17 protein-coding genes and 1 pseudogene are annotated in these 17791 nt (G+C 59.9%); 14 read left to right on the forward strand and 4 right to left on the reverse strand.

Features of this window, described 5'->3' with window-relative positions; translation table 11 throughout:
• Positions 1-92: 92 nt before the first annotated feature.
• The 7 genes and pseudogenes from pgmG to ACZ1GS_RS16975 all read left to right on the forward strand — a co-directional run bounded on the left by pgmG (position 93) and on the right by ACZ1GS_RS16975 (position 7972).
• A pseudogene (gene pgmG / locus ACZ1GS_RS16945) lies at positions 93-1501 on the forward strand (phosphoglucomutase/phosphomannomutase PgmG).
• Positions 1491-2009 carry a GFA family protein gene (locus tag ACZ1GS_RS16950; protein WP_472696336.1) on the forward strand — a complete coding sequence of 173 codons (519 nt, stop codon included), beginning with the start codon at positions 1491-1493 and terminating at the stop codon, positions 2007-2009. The pseudogene pgmG and the gene ACZ1GS_RS16950 overlap by 11 nt, the downstream one beginning before the upstream one ends.
• Entirely contained in the window at positions 2006-2422 is a 417-nt protein-coding gene (locus ACZ1GS_RS16955; RefSeq protein WP_472696337.1) for a DUF1801 domain-containing protein, read from the forward strand. The genes ACZ1GS_RS16950 and ACZ1GS_RS16955 overlap by 4 nt, the downstream gene beginning before the upstream one ends.
• A gap of 43 nt (positions 2423-2465) precedes the next feature.
• Positions 2466-3416 carry an MBL fold metallo-hydrolase gene (locus ACZ1GS_RS16960; RefSeq protein ID WP_472696338.1) on the forward strand — a complete coding sequence of 317 codons (951 nt, stop codon included), beginning with the start codon at positions 2466-2468 and terminating at the stop codon, positions 3414-3416.
• 58 nt (positions 3417-3474) lie between these two features.
• Positions 3475-5910, forward strand: coding sequence for a ligase-associated DNA damage response DEXH box helicase (locus tag ACZ1GS_RS16965; protein ID WP_472696339.1), 2436 nt, complete (start codon positions 3475-3477; stop codon positions 5908-5910).
• A 60-nt stretch (positions 5911-5970) separates the two neighbouring features.
• A complete protein-coding gene (locus ACZ1GS_RS16970) occupies positions 5971-6945 on the forward strand; it encodes an aspartyl protease family protein (protein WP_472696340.1) in 975 nt (324 codons plus the stop codon).
• A 55-nt stretch (positions 6946-7000) separates the two neighbouring features.
• Positions 7001-7972, forward strand: a complete 972-nt coding sequence (locus tag ACZ1GS_RS16975; RefSeq protein ID WP_472696341.1) for an aspartyl protease family protein — start codon at positions 7001-7003, stop codon at positions 7970-7972.
• Between the two features lie 25 nt (positions 7973-7997).
• Here ACZ1GS_RS16975 and ACZ1GS_RS16980 read toward each other — a convergent pair whose 3' ends face one another.
• Positions 7998-8642 (reverse strand): glutathione S-transferase, encoded by a 645-nt coding sequence (locus tag ACZ1GS_RS16980; protein ID WP_472696342.1) that lies wholly within the window; start codon positions 8640-8642, stop codon positions 7998-8000.
• Positions 8639-9589: an oxygen-dependent tRNA uridine(34) hydroxylase TrhO gene (gene trhO / locus ACZ1GS_RS16985; RefSeq protein WP_472696343.1), complete on the reverse strand. Its 951-nt coding sequence runs from the start codon at positions 9587-9589 to the stop codon at positions 8639-8641. The genes ACZ1GS_RS16980 and trhO overlap by 4 nt, the downstream gene beginning before the upstream one ends.
• An 81-nt stretch (positions 9590-9670) precedes the next feature.
• Here trhO and pdeM point away from each other — a divergent pair, with 81 nt between their 5' ends.
• The 6 genes from pdeM to ACZ1GS_RS17015 all read left to right on the forward strand — a co-directional run bounded on the left by pdeM (position 9671) and on the right by ACZ1GS_RS17015 (position 15384).
• Positions 9671-10408, forward strand: coding sequence for a ligase-associated DNA damage response endonuclease PdeM (pdeM, locus tag ACZ1GS_RS16990; RefSeq protein ID WP_472696344.1), 738 nt, complete (start codon positions 9671-9673; stop codon positions 10406-10408).
• Between the two features lie 24 nt (positions 10409-10432).
• Positions 10433-10789 carry a hypothetical protein gene (locus ACZ1GS_RS16995; RefSeq protein ID WP_472696345.1) on the forward strand — a complete coding sequence of 119 codons (357 nt, stop codon included), beginning with the start codon at positions 10433-10435 and terminating at the stop codon, positions 10787-10789.
• Positions 10738-11574: an aminotransferase class I/II-fold pyridoxal phosphate-dependent enzyme gene (locus tag ACZ1GS_RS17000; RefSeq protein ID WP_472698164.1), complete on the forward strand. Its 837-nt coding sequence runs from the start codon at positions 10738-10740 to the stop codon at positions 11572-11574. The genes ACZ1GS_RS16995 and ACZ1GS_RS17000 overlap by 52 nt, the downstream gene beginning before the upstream one ends.
• Complete coding sequence (bioD, locus tag ACZ1GS_RS17005; protein ID WP_472696346.1) at positions 11571-12200, forward strand: dethiobiotin synthase; 630 nt, start codon at positions 11571-11573, stop codon at positions 12198-12200. The genes ACZ1GS_RS17000 and bioD overlap by 4 nt, the downstream gene beginning before the upstream one ends.
• On the forward strand, positions 12197-13456 hold the full coding sequence (locus ACZ1GS_RS17010; RefSeq protein WP_472696347.1) for an adenosylmethionine--8-amino-7-oxononanoate transaminase: 1260 nt from the start codon (positions 12197-12199) through the stop codon (positions 13454-13456). Before bioD ends, ACZ1GS_RS17010 begins: the two co-directional genes overlap by 4 nt.
• Before the next feature lie 83 nt (positions 13457-13539).
• Positions 13540-15384 carry a cation:proton antiporter gene (locus ACZ1GS_RS17015; protein ID WP_472696348.1) on the forward strand — a complete coding sequence of 615 codons (1845 nt, stop codon included), beginning with the start codon at positions 13540-13542 and terminating at the stop codon, positions 15382-15384.
• A gap of 30 nt (positions 15385-15414) precedes the next feature.
• Here ACZ1GS_RS17015 and ACZ1GS_RS17020 read toward each other — a convergent pair whose 3' ends face one another.
• Positions 15415-16077, reverse strand: coding sequence for a YggS family pyridoxal phosphate-dependent enzyme (locus tag ACZ1GS_RS17020; protein ID WP_472696349.1), 663 nt, complete (start codon positions 16075-16077; stop codon positions 15415-15417).
• 57 nt (positions 16078-16134) lie between these two features.
• Between ACZ1GS_RS17020 and ACZ1GS_RS17025 the strand changes: the two genes are divergently transcribed.
• On the forward strand, positions 16135-16695 hold the full coding sequence (locus ACZ1GS_RS17025) for a thiamine phosphate synthase (RefSeq protein WP_472696350.1): 561 nt from the start codon (positions 16135-16137) through the stop codon (positions 16693-16695).
• A 65-nt stretch (positions 16696-16760) separates the two neighbouring features.
• Here ACZ1GS_RS17025 and ACZ1GS_RS17030 read toward each other — a convergent pair whose 3' ends face one another.
• Positions 16761-17507, reverse strand: a complete 747-nt coding sequence (locus tag ACZ1GS_RS17030) for a hypothetical protein (protein WP_472696351.1) — start codon at positions 17505-17507, stop codon at positions 16761-16763.
• Positions 17508-17791: the final 284 nt, after the last annotated feature.

Here is a 17791-nt window from a genome sequence, read left to right on the forward strand (position 1 = left end):
GATGCCTTTCTTTCTATGAGGAGCGCCGATCCGGACTCGACCATATCTGGTCAAACCCCTAATACCGAAGGACAATTTTGATGAGTTCTGCTATCTCCCACGCTTTTCATCCGACCAGCCTGCGCGAATATGACATTCGCGGGATTATCGGTGAAACCCTTGGCGCAGACGACGCCTATGCCATTGGCCGGGGGTTTGGGACACTCATCGCGCGGGGCGGTGGGACGGCAGTGGCTACCGGCTATGACGGCCGGACCAGCTCGCCCATGCTCGAAGACGCGCTGATCAAGGGTCTCAACGACAGCGGCATCAGCGCGGTTTCGATTGGCATGGGCCCAACCCCGATGCTCTATTACGCCGAATGCGTTCTTGATCAGGTGCAAGGCGGAATCGAGATTACCGGCAGTCATAATCCCGCCAATTATAACGGCTTTAAAATGGTCTTTCAGGGGCGCCCCTTTTTTGGTGCAGACATCCAGAAGCTCGGCCAGATGGCAGCGGATGGCGATTGGGATAGTCCCCAGGATGGCAATGGCGCTTCCGTAGAGCGCATTGATATCATTGACCAATATGTCGAAAGATTGACTCATAATTTCACCGGGAAACCCTATCGCATCGCCTGGGATGCCGGCAATGGGGCAGCAGGGCCGGTGATAGAGAAGCTGACGGCCAGTCTCACCCGCATCAATGGGGGGAGCATCATCTTCTCTACACGGAGGTTGACGGGAATTTTCCAAACCACCATCCCGACCCCACTGAGGAGAAAAACCTGGCGGATCTCAAGGCGCTTGTCGCGGAAAAGAATCTCGATTTCGGAGTGGCTTTTGATGGCGATGGTGACCGCATCGGCGCGATTGACGGTCAAGGCCGGGTGATCTGGGGTGATCAGCTGCTGCAAATCTATGCCGAGGATGTTCTCGTGTCGGAACCGGGCGCGACAATTATCGCAGACGTCAAGGCTTCGCAGGCGCTCTACGACCGCATCGCCAGTCTCGGCGGCAAACCGCTGATGTGGAAAACCGGGCATAGCCTGATCAAGTCCAAAATGAAGGAAACGGGCTCGCCGCTCGCCGGAGAAATGAGCGGGCATGTGTTTTTCAAACATGACTATTATGGCTTTGACGACGCCCCCTATGCCGCGGTCCGGCTGATCCAGGCTGCGTCCAATATCGGCAAGAGCGTCACCCAGTTGCGCAGCGACATGGTCGAGATGATCAACACGCCGGAAATGCGCTTTCAGGTCGACGAAAGCCGCAAGTTCACGGTGATTGATGAAATATTGGAACGGCTCGCCGGGAGCGGCGCCGACGTCAACAATACCGACGGCGCGCGCGTGAATACCGATGATGGCTGGTGGCTGCTGCGCGCTTCGAACACCCAGGATGTTCTGGTTGCGCGGGCCGAAGCCAAGTCGCAAGAGGGTCTCGACCGGCTGATGGCCCAGATTGATGAACAGCTGGCGCTCTCCGGGCTGGAACGCGGAGAAACGGTTGGCCACTGACCCGCCTGTCATACGCGTCGCGACGTGCCGTTGCGGCGGGGTCCGTTGCGAGGCCGTCGGCACGCCGATCGTCGTCGCCATCTGCTATTGCACCGATTGCCAGAAAGGTGGCGGAACCCTGGAAGCGCTGGCTGCAGCACCGAAAGTCCGCGATCCGGATGGTGGAACGCCCTATATGACCTACCGGGACGACCGCTTCGCCTGTGTCGCGGGACAGAACCGGTTGATCGGCTATAGGAACCGCGATGATTCGCCGACACAGCGATTTGTCGCGGCCTGCTGCAATACCGGCATGTTTGTCAAATTCGCGCCCGGCCACTGGGTATCGGCCTATCGCATGCGCTTTGCGAACCCGTTGCCGCTGATTGAAATGCGAACCAAGATCAAGCATAGGACATCAAGCCTTCCGATCGCGAATGACGCTCCAGCCTATCGCGGCTTTCCTGTCCGCCTGTTCTGGCGCCTGATAACCTCCCGGATGGCCATGCGAAAGGCGGCCAGCAAATGACGATCATACAATCCGATATCCCGGAACAGACACAACAGATATTTGATCGGCTGCCAGACCCGATGGCGGCCCGGCTGAGCGAGCTTCGCGCGCATATCCTTGCTGTCGCCGCTGACGATCCTGCTATCGGTCCGCTGGAGGAAACGCTCAAATGGGGTGAGCCGGCCTTTCTTCCCAGCGCAACCAAATCGGGGACCACCATCCGGATCAATCGCCACAAGAAATCCGATGACGAATATGCCTTTTATGTCCATTGCCAGACCGACCTGGTCGAGCGGTACAAGGCGATTTACGGTGATATCCTGACGTTCGAAGGCTCCCGTGCTGTGGTATTTACGGTGACAGATCCCATGCCAGCCGAAGCGGTACAGCATTGCATTGCGATGGCATTGACCTATCATTTGCGAAAATAGACCGACGCCAAGGCAAGCCGGCCGGTCAGGACAGGAGCGCCCGATGACCACCGCCATTCCCTTTCAAAAAGGCCTGTATGAAACTGGCGACGGCATTTTCGCCTATCTCCAGCCGGATGGCGGATGGGGCTGGTCCAATGCCGGTCTGGTAACCGATAGCGGGCAGTCCCTGCTCGTGGACACCCTGTTCGATGCCAGCCTGACTCGCGACATGCTCGCGACAATGGCCGATGCCGCGGGTGTCAGCGCGGATGATATCGGCACGATCGTCAATACCCATGCCAATGGCGATCATTGCCATGGCAACGGCCTGTGCCAGCATGCCGAGGTCATCGCTTCTGATGCCAGCGCCAGGGAAATGGCAGAACTGCCCGCACCGCAGCTGGCAGCGATCATGGCCCAGGCACGGGACATGGGCCCGGCGGGTCAGTATCTGGTCGATATCTTCGGCAGTTTCGATTTTACCGACGTGGCGGAAAAGCACCCGACCCAGACGTTCAGCGGCGAATATAGCGTCACCGTCGGCACCAAGCAGGTCGACCTGATTGAAGTGGGTCCGGCGCATACCGCTGGTGATGTGCTGGTCCATGTGCCGGATGACAAGACCGTGTTTACCGGTGATATCCTGTTTATCGAAGGCTCGCCGATCATGTGGGCCGGGCCGGTGGCCAACTGGATCGCGGCCTGCGACCGGATCATTGCGCTCGATGCCGAGACGATCGTGCCAGGCCATGGCCCGCTAACCGACGCCGCCGGTGTCCGCCGGGTGCAGGATTATCTTCACTATATCGATGGCGAAGCCCGCAAACGCTATGACGCCGGTGTGTCGGTCCGCGACGCCGCGCATGATATTGCGCTCGGGGACTTTTCAAGCTGGGGTGACAGCGAGCGGATCGCGGTCAATGTCTCGACCCTCTACCGGGAATATGCCGGCGACACATCAGCGCCGGACGTGACTCAGCTTTTCGGCCTGATGGCAGAGTTGCGGAACTGAGATCGGACGCCCGGCGTTGCGCATTGCTTTGACGGCCGATTAATTCCATATCCGGACCATGCCAACACCGCCTGTGCCCGAAATTCTCAACAGCTGGTTCGCCGCGCGGGGGTGGACGATCCGGCGGCATCAGCGCGAGATGCTGGCCGCTGCGCGATCGGGCAAACATGCGCTGCTGACGGCGCCAACCGGAGCGGGGAAAACGCTGGCTGGGTTTTTGCCAACGCTGGTGGATCTGATTGAACAACCGGATTTTGACGGACTGCACACGCTCTACATATCCCCGCTCAAGGCGCTCGCGGTCGATGTGCAGCGCAACCTGCTGACGCCGATTGCCGAAATGGGCCTGCCGATCAGCGTCGAAACCCGCAGCGGCGATACGCCGGCGAACCGCAAAGCGCGGCAACGCGTCAAACCGCCACAGATCCTGCTGACCACGCCCGAATCGCTCAATCTGCTGCTCAGCCAGGAAGACAGTTTTACCCTGTTCGCCAATCTCGAACATGTGATCATCGACGAGGTGCACGCTTTCGCGACCGGCAAGCGAGGCGATCTGCTGTCCCTGTCGCTCGCCCGGTTGCAGCGGATTGCGCCGGCCCTGCAGCGCGCCGCCTTGTCCGCAACTGTGGCCGAACCCGATGATTTCCGGGCCTGGCTGGCTCCCTATGGCGATATTGATGCGGCCGCGCATGTGCTTGGCGATGAGGGCGCCCCGGCGGATATCGCAATCATGATCCCGGAGACACCCGACGGCCACAAGGTCCGCGTACCCTGGGCCGGGCATGCCGGTGTCTATGCGATTCCGCAGGTGATGGAACAGATCAAGGCGAACCGGATGACGCTGGTGTTCACCAACACCCGCTTTCTCGCCGAGTTCACCTTCCAGAAGCTGTGGGATATTAATGACGAAACATTGCCGATCGGCATTCATCACGGCAGCCTGTCCCGCGAAGCCCGGCGCAAGGTCGAAAATGCGATGGCGTCGGGACAGATGCGGGCGCTGGTCTGCACCGCGTCGCTCGATCTCGGGGTCGACTGGGGTGATATTGACTGCGTCATCCAGATGGGCGCGCCGAAGGGCTCTTCGCGCCTGCTGCAACGGATCGGCCGCGCCAACCACCGGCTTGATATCTCGTCCAGGGCGCTGCTGGTGCCCGGCAACCGGTTCGAATATCTCGAGGCGCAGGCGGCGCTGGACGCGGTCAACGAAGGGCGCCGCGACGGCGAACCGTTTCGCGCCGGTGGTCTCGATGTGCTCGCCCAGCATGTCATGAGCTGCGCTTGTGCCGCGCCGTTTCAGGAGGAGGATTTGCTCGACGAGCTGCAGTCGGCCTTGCCCTATAGCGCGCTCGACAAGGCCAGTTTTGATCGTGTGCTCGGGTTTACGCGCGACGGCGGCTATGCGCTCAAGGCCTATGACAAGTTCAAACGGCTGCGCCGCGACAGCGCCGGATTCTGGCATCTCACCCATCCCAAATTCGCGGTCCAGCACCGGCTCAATGCCGGGATTATCGTCGATGCGGCAATGATGACCGTGCGGTTCAAAAATGGCCGCAATCTGGGCAAGGTCGAGGAAAGTTTTGCCGCCATGCTCAGTCCCGGCGACACGTTTTTCTTCGCGGGGATGAGCCTCGAATTGCTGAAAATCGACACGGCCGATGTGGTTGTCCGCGCGTCGAAAAAAGCGGCGATGATCCCGAGCTATATGGGCGCCCGGCTGCCGCTTACGACCCATTTGTCGGATCGCGTCCGCGGCTTTCTGACCGATCGGGCCGGGTGGGCGCGCTTTCCGGATGATGTCCGCGAATGGCTCGAGATGCAGGACTATCGCTCGCGCCTGCCAGAGCCGGGCGAGCTGCTGGTCGAAACCTTCCCGCACAAGGGGCTATATTATATGGCGGCCTATTGCTTCGAAGGGTGGAACGCCCATCAGTCGCTCGGCATGCTGCTGACCCGGCGGATGGAAAGCCGCGGGCTGAAACCGATCGGATTTGTCGCCAATGACTATGCGTTGGCCTGTTGGGGCGTGGAACCGATTACCGACCCGGCCAGCCTGTTCAGCGCCGACATCTTGGAGGAGGAATTTTTCGACTGGGTCGAAGGCTCCTATCTGCTCAAGCGCGCGTTTCGCGAAGTGGCGGTGATCAGCGGGCTGGTCGACCGCCAGCATCCCGGCAAGCGCAAGACCGGCAAACAGGTGACGTTCTCAACCGATCTGATTTTCGACGTCCTGCGCAAATATGAACCCGACCATCTGCTGATGCAGGCAGCGTGGGCCGATGCCCGCGCGCGGATGACCGATGTCGCGCGCCTCGGTGACCTGCTCGACCGCGCGGCGGGATCGATGGTGCATGTCGATCTCGAACGGGTCAGTCCGCTGGCGGTGCCGGTGCTGGTGATGATCGGCCGCGAGCATGTTGCGCAAGGCGCCACCGACGACGCCCAGTTGATCGAGGCGGAAGGCCTGATCGCCGAAGCAATGCGCGGCGATTAGTGAGCGACGGAATGGCGACAATATTTGTCGCGACGCGCAAATTGGAGTAGCATCCTGGTGATGAGCAGTTTTTTCCCCTTTGCCGCCGCCCTGCCGCTGTTATTTTCCTGGCAAATTGCCGCGCCCATGGCCGCTGATGGCGCGATACCGGAACCCGAGCCGGAGCCCGAGGCGATTGTCGCGGACATCCTGCCGGATCAGTTCATCAAATCGGATGCCGAACAGATCACCATTGCCGAAGACCGGATCGCGCGGATGACCGTGCCGGTCAATATCGAGGGCTCTGGTCCTTATGATTTCATCATCGATACGGCTTCCCAGCGCACCATATTGTCCAAGGAAATTGCCGGCAGTCTGACACTCGAAATTGAAGATGAGGTCAATATTGTCGCGCTGGCTGGCAGCACCATCGTCCAGACGGTGTACGTGCCCGAACTGACGCTCGGAACCCGCAGCTATGGCGGCCTGGTTTCTCCGACCTTCCGCTCAACCAATATCGGCGCCGACGGCGTGCTCGGGCTCGACAGTCTGCAAGGCCAGCGCATCCTGTTTGATTTTATCGACCGCAAAATCTCGGTTGAAGACACCACCAAGAAGCTCAAGGCGCGCTCGCGCCGGGAAATTGTCGTCACAGCCCGGCGGCGGTCCGGACAATTGATCTTCACCAACGCAACCATAGCCGGAATCAAAGTCAGCGTCATCATTGATACCGGCGGCGAACTGTCGATTGGCAATAAGGCGCTGCAACGCAAATTGCGGATGCGCTCTTCCGGGATGCAGCAAATCGCGCTGGTCGATGTGACCGGCCGGTCGGTGCCCGCCGACTATGGCGTCGCCAGCGAATTGCACATCGGACGGGCGCGGTTTGGCGTGATCCCGATCGCCTTTGCCGATATCGCCCCCTTTGCGGCGCTTAATCTGCAAAACAAGCCGGCGATGTTCCTGGGCATGGACGCTCTGCGCAAATTTGACCGGATGGCGATCGATTTCGCCAACCGGAAAATCTATTTTCTGATCCCCAAAGGCGCCTCATGACACGCTTCGGGTTCATGACCATGCCGGATTTTAGAGCCATCGACTGGAGACCCTGATGTCGTTATTCCCTGCATCCTTTCTTCCCGCCATTTTCGCGCCAGTGCTGGCGCTCGCCTATCCGGTGCCAATGGGCCAGTCGATTGAACCCGGTGCACTCACGAAATCCGGCACCGAAACCGTGGCGATTGATGAAGACCGGGCCCGCCGGATGACCGTGCCGGTCAGCATTGAAGGCCGCGGTCCGTTTTCCTTTGTCATTGATACCGGCGCCGAACGCACCGTCCTGTCGCGGCGCATCGCGACGCAACTGGATCTCGAAGCCGAGGAACCGGCCCAGCTGCTCAGCATCGCCGGGAACAGCACGGTCGACATGGTCTATGTCCCCAAGCTGACGCTCGGATCAAAAAGCTATGACAGTCTGATCGCTCCCGTATTGCTGGCCCGGAATATCGGCGCGGATGGCATATTGGGTCTCGACGGCTTGCAGAACCAGCGGATCCTGTTTGATTTCATTGCCGACGAGATCACGATCGAGGATACCGAAGCGCCCAGGCGATCGCCCAACCGGGAAATTGTGGTCACGGCGAAGCGCCGGTCCGGTCAGCTGATTTTTACCGAAGCGACCATTTCGGGGATTCGAGTCAATGTCATTGTCGACACCGGGGCCCAGGTTTCGATCGCAAATTCGGTGCTGAAAAAGCGGTTGATCAAACAGGCCAAGGATCAGGGCGATGACAATATTCTGATCGCGGTGACCGGAGATACGCTGGGCGTCGAATTCGGCCGCGCGCGCGATTTCCGGATCGGCCGCGCCCGCTTTTCCAACCTGTCCGTGGCCTTTGCCGATGCACCGCCGTTTGAACGGCTGGGCATGGCCAAGAAGCCGGCGTTGTTGCTGGGCATGGACGTGTTGCGGAAATTTGATTCCGTCGCGATTGACTTTGAAAAGCGCAAGATCCATTTCGTCCCGCCGAAAAATGCCCGGCAGCATTATGAAAGGGCGAAGAACACGCGGATCAAATCCTGACGCCGCTTCCTTAGCAAGAACCCAATCAGGCCGCGCCGAATAAAGGTTCCGGATCGCCAGTGCGCCATTGCGGGGATTTTTCCATTGCCGTGCCAAACAGGTCCGACTTCAAATGCCCGGCCAGCCATGTCTGCAGAGCGGGCAGCGGCTGAGCGTCAAACCACCCGCGATCGTGATTGGCAAACTGGCGCACAAACGGAAAAATCGCATAGTCCGCCCAGCCCGGCCGCGCGCCGAAAAGCTGACCCTCGCGCGCGATTCTCTGATCAAGTTGTTCGAGAAAGGCATAGCCGGCCGCACGGTGGGGCAGTGGATCACCATCGTCGTAGCGACTGGGATATTTGTAACGGTCGAGATGATATTTGAAATCCTCGTCCGCCGTCGCAATCAGATCGGCGGATGCGCTCTGATCATCCAGCCAGCCTTCGGGATCATTCCGCTCCAGCGCCCATCGCATCACCGCGAGACTTTCATCAATCACCTGCCCATTGTCCAGTACCAGCACCGGCACGGTCGCCTTGGGTGAGGCGGCGATCATTTCTTCCGGCTTGTTGCGCAGCACCACTTCGCGCAGCCGGACCGGCGTCCGGCTGACCAGCAGGGCCATGCGGGCGCGCATCGCATAGGGGCAGCGCCGGAAGCTGTAGAGAATCGGCGCCAGGTCGGTCATTTCTCTGCCAGCTTCTGCGCGAGATGCTGGCGGCCTTCCTGTGCCGCCTTGTCCACTTGCCGCTGCCGTTCGCGATAGCGGGCGCGCTGGTCTTCGCTGCGGCGGTCGTGGCAATGCGGACAGGCCTCGCCCGGCAGATAGAGCGGCGACGCACGGTCCTCGGCGTTGAGCGGCATCCGGCAGGCAAAACACTGGTCATAGTCGCTCTGTTTCAGGCCGTGACCCACGGCCACCCGCTGATCAAACAGAAAGCAGTCGCCCTGCCAGCGGCTATCGGCTTCGGGAATATTTTCGAGATATTTGAGAATCCCGCCCTTGAGATGATGGACATCATCAAAGCCCTGGGCTTTCACATAGGCGGTCGCCTTTTCGCAGCGGATCCCGCCGGTACAGAACATTGCAATCTTGGGCTGTTTGCCGGATTCGTCCTTTAAGCCCTCGGCAAAATTATCAAACCAGACCGGGAAATCGCGAAAGGTTTCGGTATCGGGATTGATTGCCCCTTCAAAACTGCCAATCGCCACTTCATAAGCATTGCGCGTATCGATCACGACGGTGTCCGGGTCCGCGATCATCGCGTTCCAGTCGCGTGGATCGACATAATCTCCTTTTGCGCGCGCAGCGTCAATGCCATCGACGCCCATGGTGACAATTTCTTTCTTCAGGCGCACCTTCATCCGCAGGAACGGCATGGTTTCGGCTGTCGAATATTTCACTTCAAGACCTGCAAATTGCGGAACGTCGCGCAACTTCCCGATCACCTGGTCCACCGCGTCGGGGGTACCGGCAATCGTCCCGTTAATCCCCTCGGACGCGAGCAGGAGCGTTCCCTTGAGATTCTGATCTTCGCACAGCGCGAGAATAGCCGGGCGCAAGGCGGCTGGGTCGTCGACCACCGCAAAATGATAGAGCGCGGCAACTTTACAGGTTTGATGTGATTCCGTCATGGCGCGGCTATAGTCCGGGTCGATGCGAATTTCCAATGGTTCGCGCTTGCACCGGTCGCCTGATCATCGCATAGCAGTGGCATGGTTCCCCTTTCGTTCGCCCGGCACCACTTTGATGTGATTGCCCCTGCTGCCTTGTACTGGCCTGCGGAGAAGGCGATTCTGGTTGCCGACCTTCATCTGGAAAAAGCGAGCTTTTATGCCCGCCAGGGACAGATGTTGCCCCCTTATGACAGCCAGGCCACGCTGGATGAACTGGCGGGCCTCATTGCGGAGTGCGGGGCTGAAAAAGTCTTCTGTCTGGGGGATAATTATCATGATGATGGCGGCGAAGCGCGGTTGGCTGACGCCGCGGTGACGGTGCTGAAACGCCTGACCAGCCAGGTGGAATGGATCTGGATCAGCGGCAATCACGACCGTGATGTCAGCGGGTTATGGGGCGGTCAGGTGCTTTCCGAATGGATCAGCGACACGGTGGTCCTGCGGCATGAAGCCAGCGCTCATCCCGCTGTTCCCGAGATTTCCGGCCATTTTCACCCCAAGATCCGCGTGCCGGTGCGCGGGCGGCATGTCTCCCGGCGCTGTTTTGTGCGCAGCGAGCAGGCGCTGATCATGCCGGCCTTCGGGGCATTGACCGGCGGTCTCGCAGCCGATCATCCGGCGATTGCCGAGGCGGCAGGCGGCCCGGCCGAGGCGCTGATCGCGGTGACGGGAAAATTGCTGCGTTTCGATCTTAGTTTTGCGCCAACGGCCCGTCCGACCTTGTCCGATAACAATGCTGCCGATCAGCTGTCTTTACCACTGGCCATGTCCGACTAGGGGCTGCTAATAGCGGCCGCCCCCATGATCCGATTCGCCCCCTTTCATCACCAATTAACCGCGCTTGCCGCTGCGGATCGCAAGCGCGCCTTGGTCCTGCTCGCCGGCAAGGATTTCTCCTCCAATGACTATCTGGGACTGGCCCGCAGTCCCTATCTCCAGGATGTCGTCCGGGCCGCGATCGACGCTGGCATCCCCCATGGCTCCGGCGGATCCCGGCTGCTCGGCGGCAATCATCCTGAACATGAAGCGCTCGAGCGCTTTGCCGCCGCCCATTATGGCGCCGAGGCAGCGCTTTTTTCAGCACCGGCTATGCCGCCAATCTGGCGCTGTTCTCGACCCTCCCGCAAGCCGACGATCTGGTTCTGTTTGACAGCCTGATCCATGCGAGCAGCCACGACGGCATGAAGCTCGGTCGCGCGTCGACCGCTGCGTTTCGGCACAATGATTGTGATGATCTCGAACGCCGGATCAAGGTCTATCGCCAGTCCGGTCGCACCGGTACAGTCTGGATTGCTGTCGAAAGCCTCTACAGCATGGACGGAGACCAGGCCCCGTTATCCTCGCTGGCCGCGGTGGCTGACCGCCATGATGCAATGCTTCTGATCGATGAAGCTCATGCCGTCGGGGTGTTTGGAGAGGGCGGTAAAGGCCTGTCCGACCGCTTGGGCCGCCGGGACAATATCATTGTCATGCGAACGTGCGGCAAGGCCCTGGGTGTCGAAGGCGGGCTGCTGACCATGGCGGCGGTGCTGCGCGATTTTTTCATCAACCGCGCCCGGCCCTTCATATTCTCGACTGCGCCGAGTCCGCTGACCGCGCATCTGGTGCACAAGGCGATTGCGCATGTCGCCGATGAACCGGGCCTCAGACAGCGCCTGCATGATCTTATCCGATTGGCCGAAGACAGGCTCGCAACGCTATGCCCGAGCAACCGGCAGAACAGCCAGATTTTTCCGATCATTCTCGGCGAGGACGGCCACGCCACACGTCTGGCCGGCCAGTTGCAGAAGGCCGGCTTTGATGTCCGCGCAATCCGGCCGCCGACAGTGCCTGCGGGGACGGCCCGGCTGCGATTGTCTTTGTCGCTGAACATCACCGCAAACGATATCATCACTCTGGCCGAAGCATTGCTGCGCGCCTGGGCAGAAGGAGAGGCCGCTTGAACCCTGTTTTTGTAATCACCGGAACCGATACCTATATCGGCAAGACCGTGTTTGCCGCGGCGCTCACGGCCGCGCTGGACGCCACCTACTGGAAACCGGTTCAAGCCGGCCTGGACGGCGAGACCGACAGCGCGGCGGTTCGCAGACTGGCTTGTTGTCCCGCCGAACGCATCCTGACGGAGCGCTATCGCCTGACAACACCCGCATCACCCCATTTTGCCGCGGCGTGCGATGGCGTCACGATCACAGCAGACGCACTCGCACTCCCCGCAGTGCCTGGTCCGCTGGTTGTCGAAGGCGCGGGTGGGGCGCTGGTTCCAATCAATGATTCACTGCTCTATGCAGACCTCTTCGCCCACTGGCATCAGCCAGTCATCATTGTCGCGTCAACCAAATTGGGAACCATCAATCACAGCTTGTTGACCATAGAAGCCTTGCGCGCCCGGTCCGTCCCGATTCTCGGCATCGCCTTTACCGGCGACGCGGTCCCGGACAGCCAGGATACGATATGCCGGATTGGCGACGTGCCAGCATTGGGACGCCTGCCGCATCTCGATCCCTTGACGCCGGATAGCCTGCAGACTGCTTTTGACACCCATTTCAACCGATCGAATTTTCTCCCATGACCGCGAAAATCTGGCATCCGTTCACCCAGCACGGGCTGAACGAGCCGATCCCGCAGGTCGTGTCTGCCGATGGTGCGATCCTCCATACCGCGGATGGTAACAGGATTATCGATGCCATCTCGAGCTGGTGGGTGCAAACGCACGGCCATTGCCATCCGCGGATTGTCACCGCGATTCAGGATCAGGCCGCCCGCCTGGACCAGATCATCTTTGCCGGCTGGACCCATGAGCCGGCCGAGCAGCTCGCCGCCGACCTAACCGGGTTTCTACCAGCCGGCCTCGACCATATTTTCTTCTCTGACAGCGGGTCGACGGCAGTGGAGGTGGCGCTGAAAATGGCGCTTGGATTCTGGCATAATCGGGGCGAGCAACGCCATCGCATTCTGGTGATGGACAACAGTTATCACGGCGATACCATCGGTGCGATGTCGGTCGGTGCCCGCGGTGTGTTCAATCAGGCTTACGGGCCTTTACTGTTCGATGTCGGCACGATCCCGTTCCCCGATGCCGGACGGGAACAGGCCGCACTCGACCGCCTGACCGCCTTGTGTGCAGACCGCGAAAACCCGCCAGCCGCGCTGATTGTCGAACCTCTGATTCTCGGCGCTGGGGGGATGAAAGTCTATTCGCCCGCACTGCTCGCTGCGATGCACGCGATTTGCCAGGACCATGGCGTCCTGTTTATCGCCGACGAAGTGATGACAGGCTGGGGACGGACCGGCACCCTGTTCGCATGCGAACAGGCAGGCGTGACGCCAGACATATTTTGCATGGCCAAAGGTCTGACCGGCGGTGTGATCCCGCTGGCGGTAACCGCCGCCACGCAAGCGATATTCGACGCCCATCTATCGGATGATAGGGCAAAAATGTTCTTTCATTCGAGCAGCTTCACAGCCAACCCGATCGCCTGCGCGGCGGCCAATGCAAATCTCGCCATCTGGCGCGACGAACCGGTACAAAGCCGGATCGACGGCATTGTCGGCCAGCATGATGCCTTTGCACAGACGCTGGCCACCAAGCCCGGCGTGACCGCCATACGGCAATGTGGCACCTTAATCGCTATGGAAATAGGTGATGGCAGTGGCCAGTATATGTCCGATCTCGGGCCGCGCTTGCTGGCCTTTTTCCGGGACCGGGATCTGCTTTTGCGGCCGCTGGGAAATACGGTCTACGTCATGCCGCCATATTGTGTTAGCAAAGATCAGCTGGCTCAAATCTACGCCGGTATCACCGACGCTATCGATCATTTCGGCTAGCGCCTTCATCACCAAAACAGATGCGTTTTGCAAAAGCCTTCTGGAAACGGCATATATTACAAATGATTATAGTTGATTCGTTGATGGTGAAGATCGCCCTGATCGGTTTGCTGGGCATTGGCGCCCAATGGGTCGCCTGGCGCACCGGGCGGCCGGCCATCGCGCTGATGCTGATTGTCGGAATCATTGCCGGGCCCTTGCTGGGAATCATTGACCCAGAGCGCGACTTTGGTGCGCTGCAGGAACCGATTATCAAACTGGCGGTCGCCGTGATTCTGTTTGAAGGCGGGCTAAGTCTCAATTTCCGCGAATTGCGCCAGGCCGGCGGTGCGGTGACGATGATGGTCATCGTCGCCGGGCCGATTGCCTGGGTGCTCGGCACCGCCGCTGCCCATTATGGCGCAGGTCTGTCCTGGGAAATCTCGGCCTTGCTCGGCGGCATCATGATCGTTACCGGTCCGACCGTTATCGGCCCGATGCTGCGTACCTTGAGGGTGCCGGCCCGGGTGCGCAACGTGCTCAAATGGGAAGGCATTGTGAATGATCCGATCGGCGCCCTGCTCGCTGTCGGCATCTATGCCTATATCACCTATGAAGGCCCCGACGCCAATATCGCGGCGATCAGCATGGACGTGCTGGCGGCAAGTTTTCTGGCTGGTCTGCTCGGCGCGGCGCTCGGTTTTGCCATTACCTGGCTGTTCCCGCGCGGCCATGTCCCGGAATATCTCAAGGCGCCATTTCTGCTGATCACGGTGATCGGCGGATTTGTCATCGCCGATCTGATCAAGCATGAAACCGGCCTGATCACCGTGACGGTGATGGGTGTAGTTCTGGCCAACCGGCATATCTATTCCAGTCAGGCGCTCCACCGGTTCAAGGAAGATCTTGCGGTCCTGCTGATCTCCGGGGTGTTCATCATTCTCTCCGCGACGCTGGACTGGGAAACGGTGCAGCAATTCCGGCCGCAATTCATCATTTTCCTGTTTTTGCTGCTCTTCGTTGTGCGCCCGATTTCGGTGCTGGTGGCGCTGCTGTTCAGTTCCCTGCCATGGCGCGAGCGGTTATTCATCGCCTGGATCGCCCCGCGTGGTATCGTCGCCGTGGCGATTACCGGCCTGTTCGCCATCCGCCTGGTGGATTACGGATTCCCTGGCGCAGAAGCGCTCGTCCCGCTGAGTTTCGCGGTGGTCATCGCGACCATATTTGCGCACGGCTTTTCCGCTGCCTGGGTCGCCGAACGACTCGGAATCAATGAAGGCAAGGGGGAGGGCGTACTGATCGTCGGCGCAACCCGCTGGTCGATTGCGCTCGGCAAGATTCTCAAGTCGCTCGATCTCGACGTGCTGATCGCAGACACGAGCCAGTTTGCGCTGCGCCGCGCCCGCAGCGAACAGTTGCGCGTGCATCAGGGCGATATTCTCGATGAGGCCCATAATGACAATATCGATCTCGGCGAGTTCCAGCATCTCATCGCCGCGACCGACAATGACAGCCACAACCAGCTGATCACAGCCGACCTCGGACCGGAAATGGGTTTCGACCAGATCAGCCGCCTGTCCAATGACAGCCGCGGCAAAAGCAAGGTCGGTCACGGCCGTTTGCTGTTCGAATCCGGTGCCGACTTTAACAGCCTGCTCGATCGCGAGCGGGATGGCTGGCGGTTCAGCAAAACCAATATCACCGAGATTTTCACCGCCGACGAATATCGCAAGAATCTCGAGCCCGGGGAAGAACCACTTGCCTTGTTCAAGCCCGATCGGCGCTTGCTGTTTTTTGCCACCGATGCCGGTCCGGTGATCGAAGATGGCGATGTCGTGATCAGCTTCATTGCGCCCGACACACCGGAAGAGCGCAAGGCCGAACGCGCCGCACGGGACGCGGAGAAAAATGGAAACGGCAGCGCGGAGCCGAGCGAGGCCAATAGTTAGAAAGCCGCGATTTGCGAACGCAAAGGCGGGTCAGGCACGGGCTCCGAACAGCGCCGTCCCAACGCGGACATGGGTCGCGCCGATCATTACCGCGCTTTCAAAGTCTCCCGACATGCCCATGCTGAGTTTCTCGAGGCCATTGTCTTTTGCGAGTTTCGCCAGCAAGGCAAAATAGGGCGCCGCGCGGACTTCGCTGGGCGGGACTGCCATCAGGCCAACCACCGGGATATCAGTGGCCCGCGTTTTGGCGAGAAAGTCCGGCAGATCGCCAATCGCACAGCCGCCTTTCTGCGGCTCCTCTCCGATATTCACCTGAACAAAGACCGGTATTCTTCGGTTCAACTTGTCCATCGCCTTGGCCAGCGCCTTGAGCAGGGAGGGCCGGTCGAGCGAATGGATCGCATCAAACAGGGCGACCGCGTCTTCGGCCTTGTTCGATTGCAGCTGGCCCACCAGATGAACCTTCGCATCGGAATAGTCGGCCCGCAACTCGGGCCATTTGGATTCCGCTTCCTGGACCCGGTTTTCGCCGAACAACCGGTGACCCTGATCGAGCAACGGTCGGATTTCTGCCGCTGAACGGGTCTTGGAAATCGCGATCAATTCCACCGCATCGGCTTTGCGGCGCGCCTTTTCTGCGGCTTTGGCAATCCTGGCGGTGATCTCTGCAAGCGGGGTTTCGGCGTCGGTCATCGTGATGGGGTCTTTTTCTCGATTGGCAGTGCGCCGCCTATATGGCAGGGAATGGCTATGCGCCAGTCCCGCTTTTTATCGCCTGTTCCGAAAATCTGGTTGATGACCGACAAGCGGAACGATGCCGGGCTGGAGACGCGGATCGCCAATTTGCCGCGCCTGTCGGGCATTATCTTCCGGCACCATCATCTCGATCAGCAAGTGCGGGCGCGCCGCTTCAAAGCGGTTCAACAATGCGCGCGGCAGCGGGGTTTGATGGTGTTGCTGGCCGGGCCACCGGCGCTCGCCCGGCAATGGGGCGCAGATGGTGTCCATGGCCGGCAGTGGAAACGCCACCGGACCGCAGGCCTGATCCACAGCGCGCCGGTTCATGACAGTGCGGAGATTCAGCAAGCGCGGAGCAATGGCGCTGATCTGTTTTTTCTCTCGCCGGTTTGCGCAACCCGGTCGCACCCCGGCAAGAAGCCGCTGTCGCAAACCCAGCTGCGGCGCCTGACGGCGATGTGCCATGGACCGGTCATCCTGCTCGGCGGCATGGATGCGTCCCGATTTGAACGGAAATGGTCTCCGGGTGTCGCGGGCTGGGCCGCAATCGACGCCTTTGGCGCCACCGCCTGAACGCGCACGCGTCAGCGGCGGTCACAAAGCGCGACCGGCAGCATCATCGAATAAGTATCTGAAGATCAGAAGCGGAACTGGGTTCCGACATAGACCGCCTGGCTGTCCTGCCGCGAATCGGTTAGCGGGGCCATCCGGTCCCGCTCGTTCTTGTAACGAACACCGGCTGTCACATCGAGGTTGCGGGTCAGCGAATAGCTGCCGCCGACATCAATAGAATAATCCTGTTCACTCGCCCGCAAAGCACGCGGTGCCGCGCCAATTGGCGATTTGGCGTCCAGCGACATCCGTGGATTGAAACGGCTTTTCTTGCCGGTTTTCTTGTCGTCCGATTCTGCAATGCCGGAACCGATCTCGGACAGGTCTGGCAGATTGTCACCCAGCTTCTTCACGGGGATGGCAAAACTCTTCAATCCCTTGGCAGCACCAAGGCTGTAGGAAATCGGGGTGATCTTGGTTGGCGTCAGGACACCGGCACCGGGCGCGGCTGCGATCACATTTTCACGGATCGTCAGCGCTTTTTGCGAGCCGCCTTGCCGGACCACAACCGTAACGGCGCGATCGCCTTCGCTATCGGAGCCCGCTGGCGTGAATTTGAACTTGGTGTTTCCACGCAGGGCGTTGAGCTTGAAACTCGCCGCCAGCTCCGGATCAGCACCGGCAGTTGTAAAAGATCCTATCGTATCGAGCTTCGAGAGCGATGACGCTCCGCTTTCACCCGAGAGAACACGCGCCAACGCCGGAGTCATGGCAAGACCAGAAGCCGCGAGTCCCGCGGCTAACCAACCCAAAAGATTGCCATTTTTCTTCATGACGGTGTCATAGTCCCCTTAACTGTTTCCCTGCATATCAAATTTTTTCCGGTCAGACGAGTCAACTTGCTGATTTCGTCCATTTTTCTTTCAATTTTCCCGAACGGGCCGCTTTCTGTTGCAGATCGGTTACGGTTTTTCGCATCGTCTGCGCCCTAGCGGAGATATTCTGAACAGGAGATGATTCAGGTCACAGGGCCCTTGCGATAAATCCGGCGCCGATCATTCAACCGCCGTTCACGCCGCGATCAGCATGGGCGGGTTAGGGCGTTTTTATGTGCTTT

It is taken from the genome of Parasphingorhabdus sp. W113, from assembly GCF_055693205.1.

What these genes read in the sequence shown, in the direction of transcription:
- ACZ1GS_RS16955 (WP_472696337.1), top strand. Translation starts at nt 2,006, where the DNA reads ATGACGATCATACAATCCGATATCCCGGAACAGACACAACAGATATTT.
- ACZ1GS_RS16960 (WP_472696338.1), top strand. Translation starts at nt 2,466, where the DNA reads ATGACCACCGCCATTCCCTTTCAAAAAGGCCTGTATGAAACTGGCGAC.
- ACZ1GS_RS16965 (WP_472696339.1), top strand. Translation starts at nt 3,475, where the DNA reads ATGCCAACACCGCCTGTGCCCGAAATTCTCAACAGCTGGTTCGCCGCG.
- ACZ1GS_RS16970 (WP_472696340.1), top strand. Translation starts at nt 5,971, where the DNA reads ATGAGCAGTTTTTTCCCCTTTGCCGCCGCCCTGCCGCTGTTATTTTCC.
- ACZ1GS_RS16975 (WP_472696341.1), top strand. Translation starts at nt 7,001, where the DNA reads ATGTCGTTATTCCCTGCATCCTTTCTTCCCGCCATTTTCGCGCCAGTG.
- ACZ1GS_RS16980 (WP_472696342.1), bottom strand. Translation starts at nt 8,642, where the DNA reads ATGACCGACCTGGCGCCGATTCTCTACAGCTTCCGGCGCTGCCCCTAT.
- trhO (WP_472696343.1), bottom strand. Translation starts at nt 9,589, where the DNA reads ATGACGGAATCACATCAAACCTGTAAAGTTGCCGCGCTCTATCATTTT.
- pdeM (WP_472696344.1), top strand. Translation starts at nt 9,671, where the DNA reads ATGGTTCCCCTTTCGTTCGCCCGGCACCACTTTGATGTGATTGCCCCT.
- ACZ1GS_RS16995 (WP_472696345.1), top strand. Translation starts at nt 10,433, where the DNA reads ATGATCCGATTCGCCCCCTTTCATCACCAATTAACCGCGCTTGCCGCT.
- ACZ1GS_RS17010 (WP_472696347.1), top strand. Translation starts at nt 12,197, where the DNA reads ATGACCGCGAAAATCTGGCATCCGTTCACCCAGCACGGGCTGAACGAG.
- ACZ1GS_RS17015 (WP_472696348.1), top strand. Translation starts at nt 13,540, where the DNA reads ATGGTGAAGATCGCCCTGATCGGTTTGCTGGGCATTGGCGCCCAATGG.
- ACZ1GS_RS17020 (WP_472696349.1), bottom strand. Translation starts at nt 16,077, where the DNA reads ATGACCGACGCCGAAACCCCGCTTGCAGAGATCACCGCCAGGATTGCC.
- ACZ1GS_RS17025 (WP_472696350.1), top strand. Translation starts at nt 16,135, where the DNA reads ATGCGCCAGTCCCGCTTTTTATCGCCTGTTCCGAAAATCTGGTTGATG.
- ACZ1GS_RS17030 (WP_472696351.1), bottom strand. Translation starts at nt 17,507, where the DNA reads ATGAAGAAAAATGGCAATCTTTTGGGTTGGTTAGCCGCGGGACTCGCG.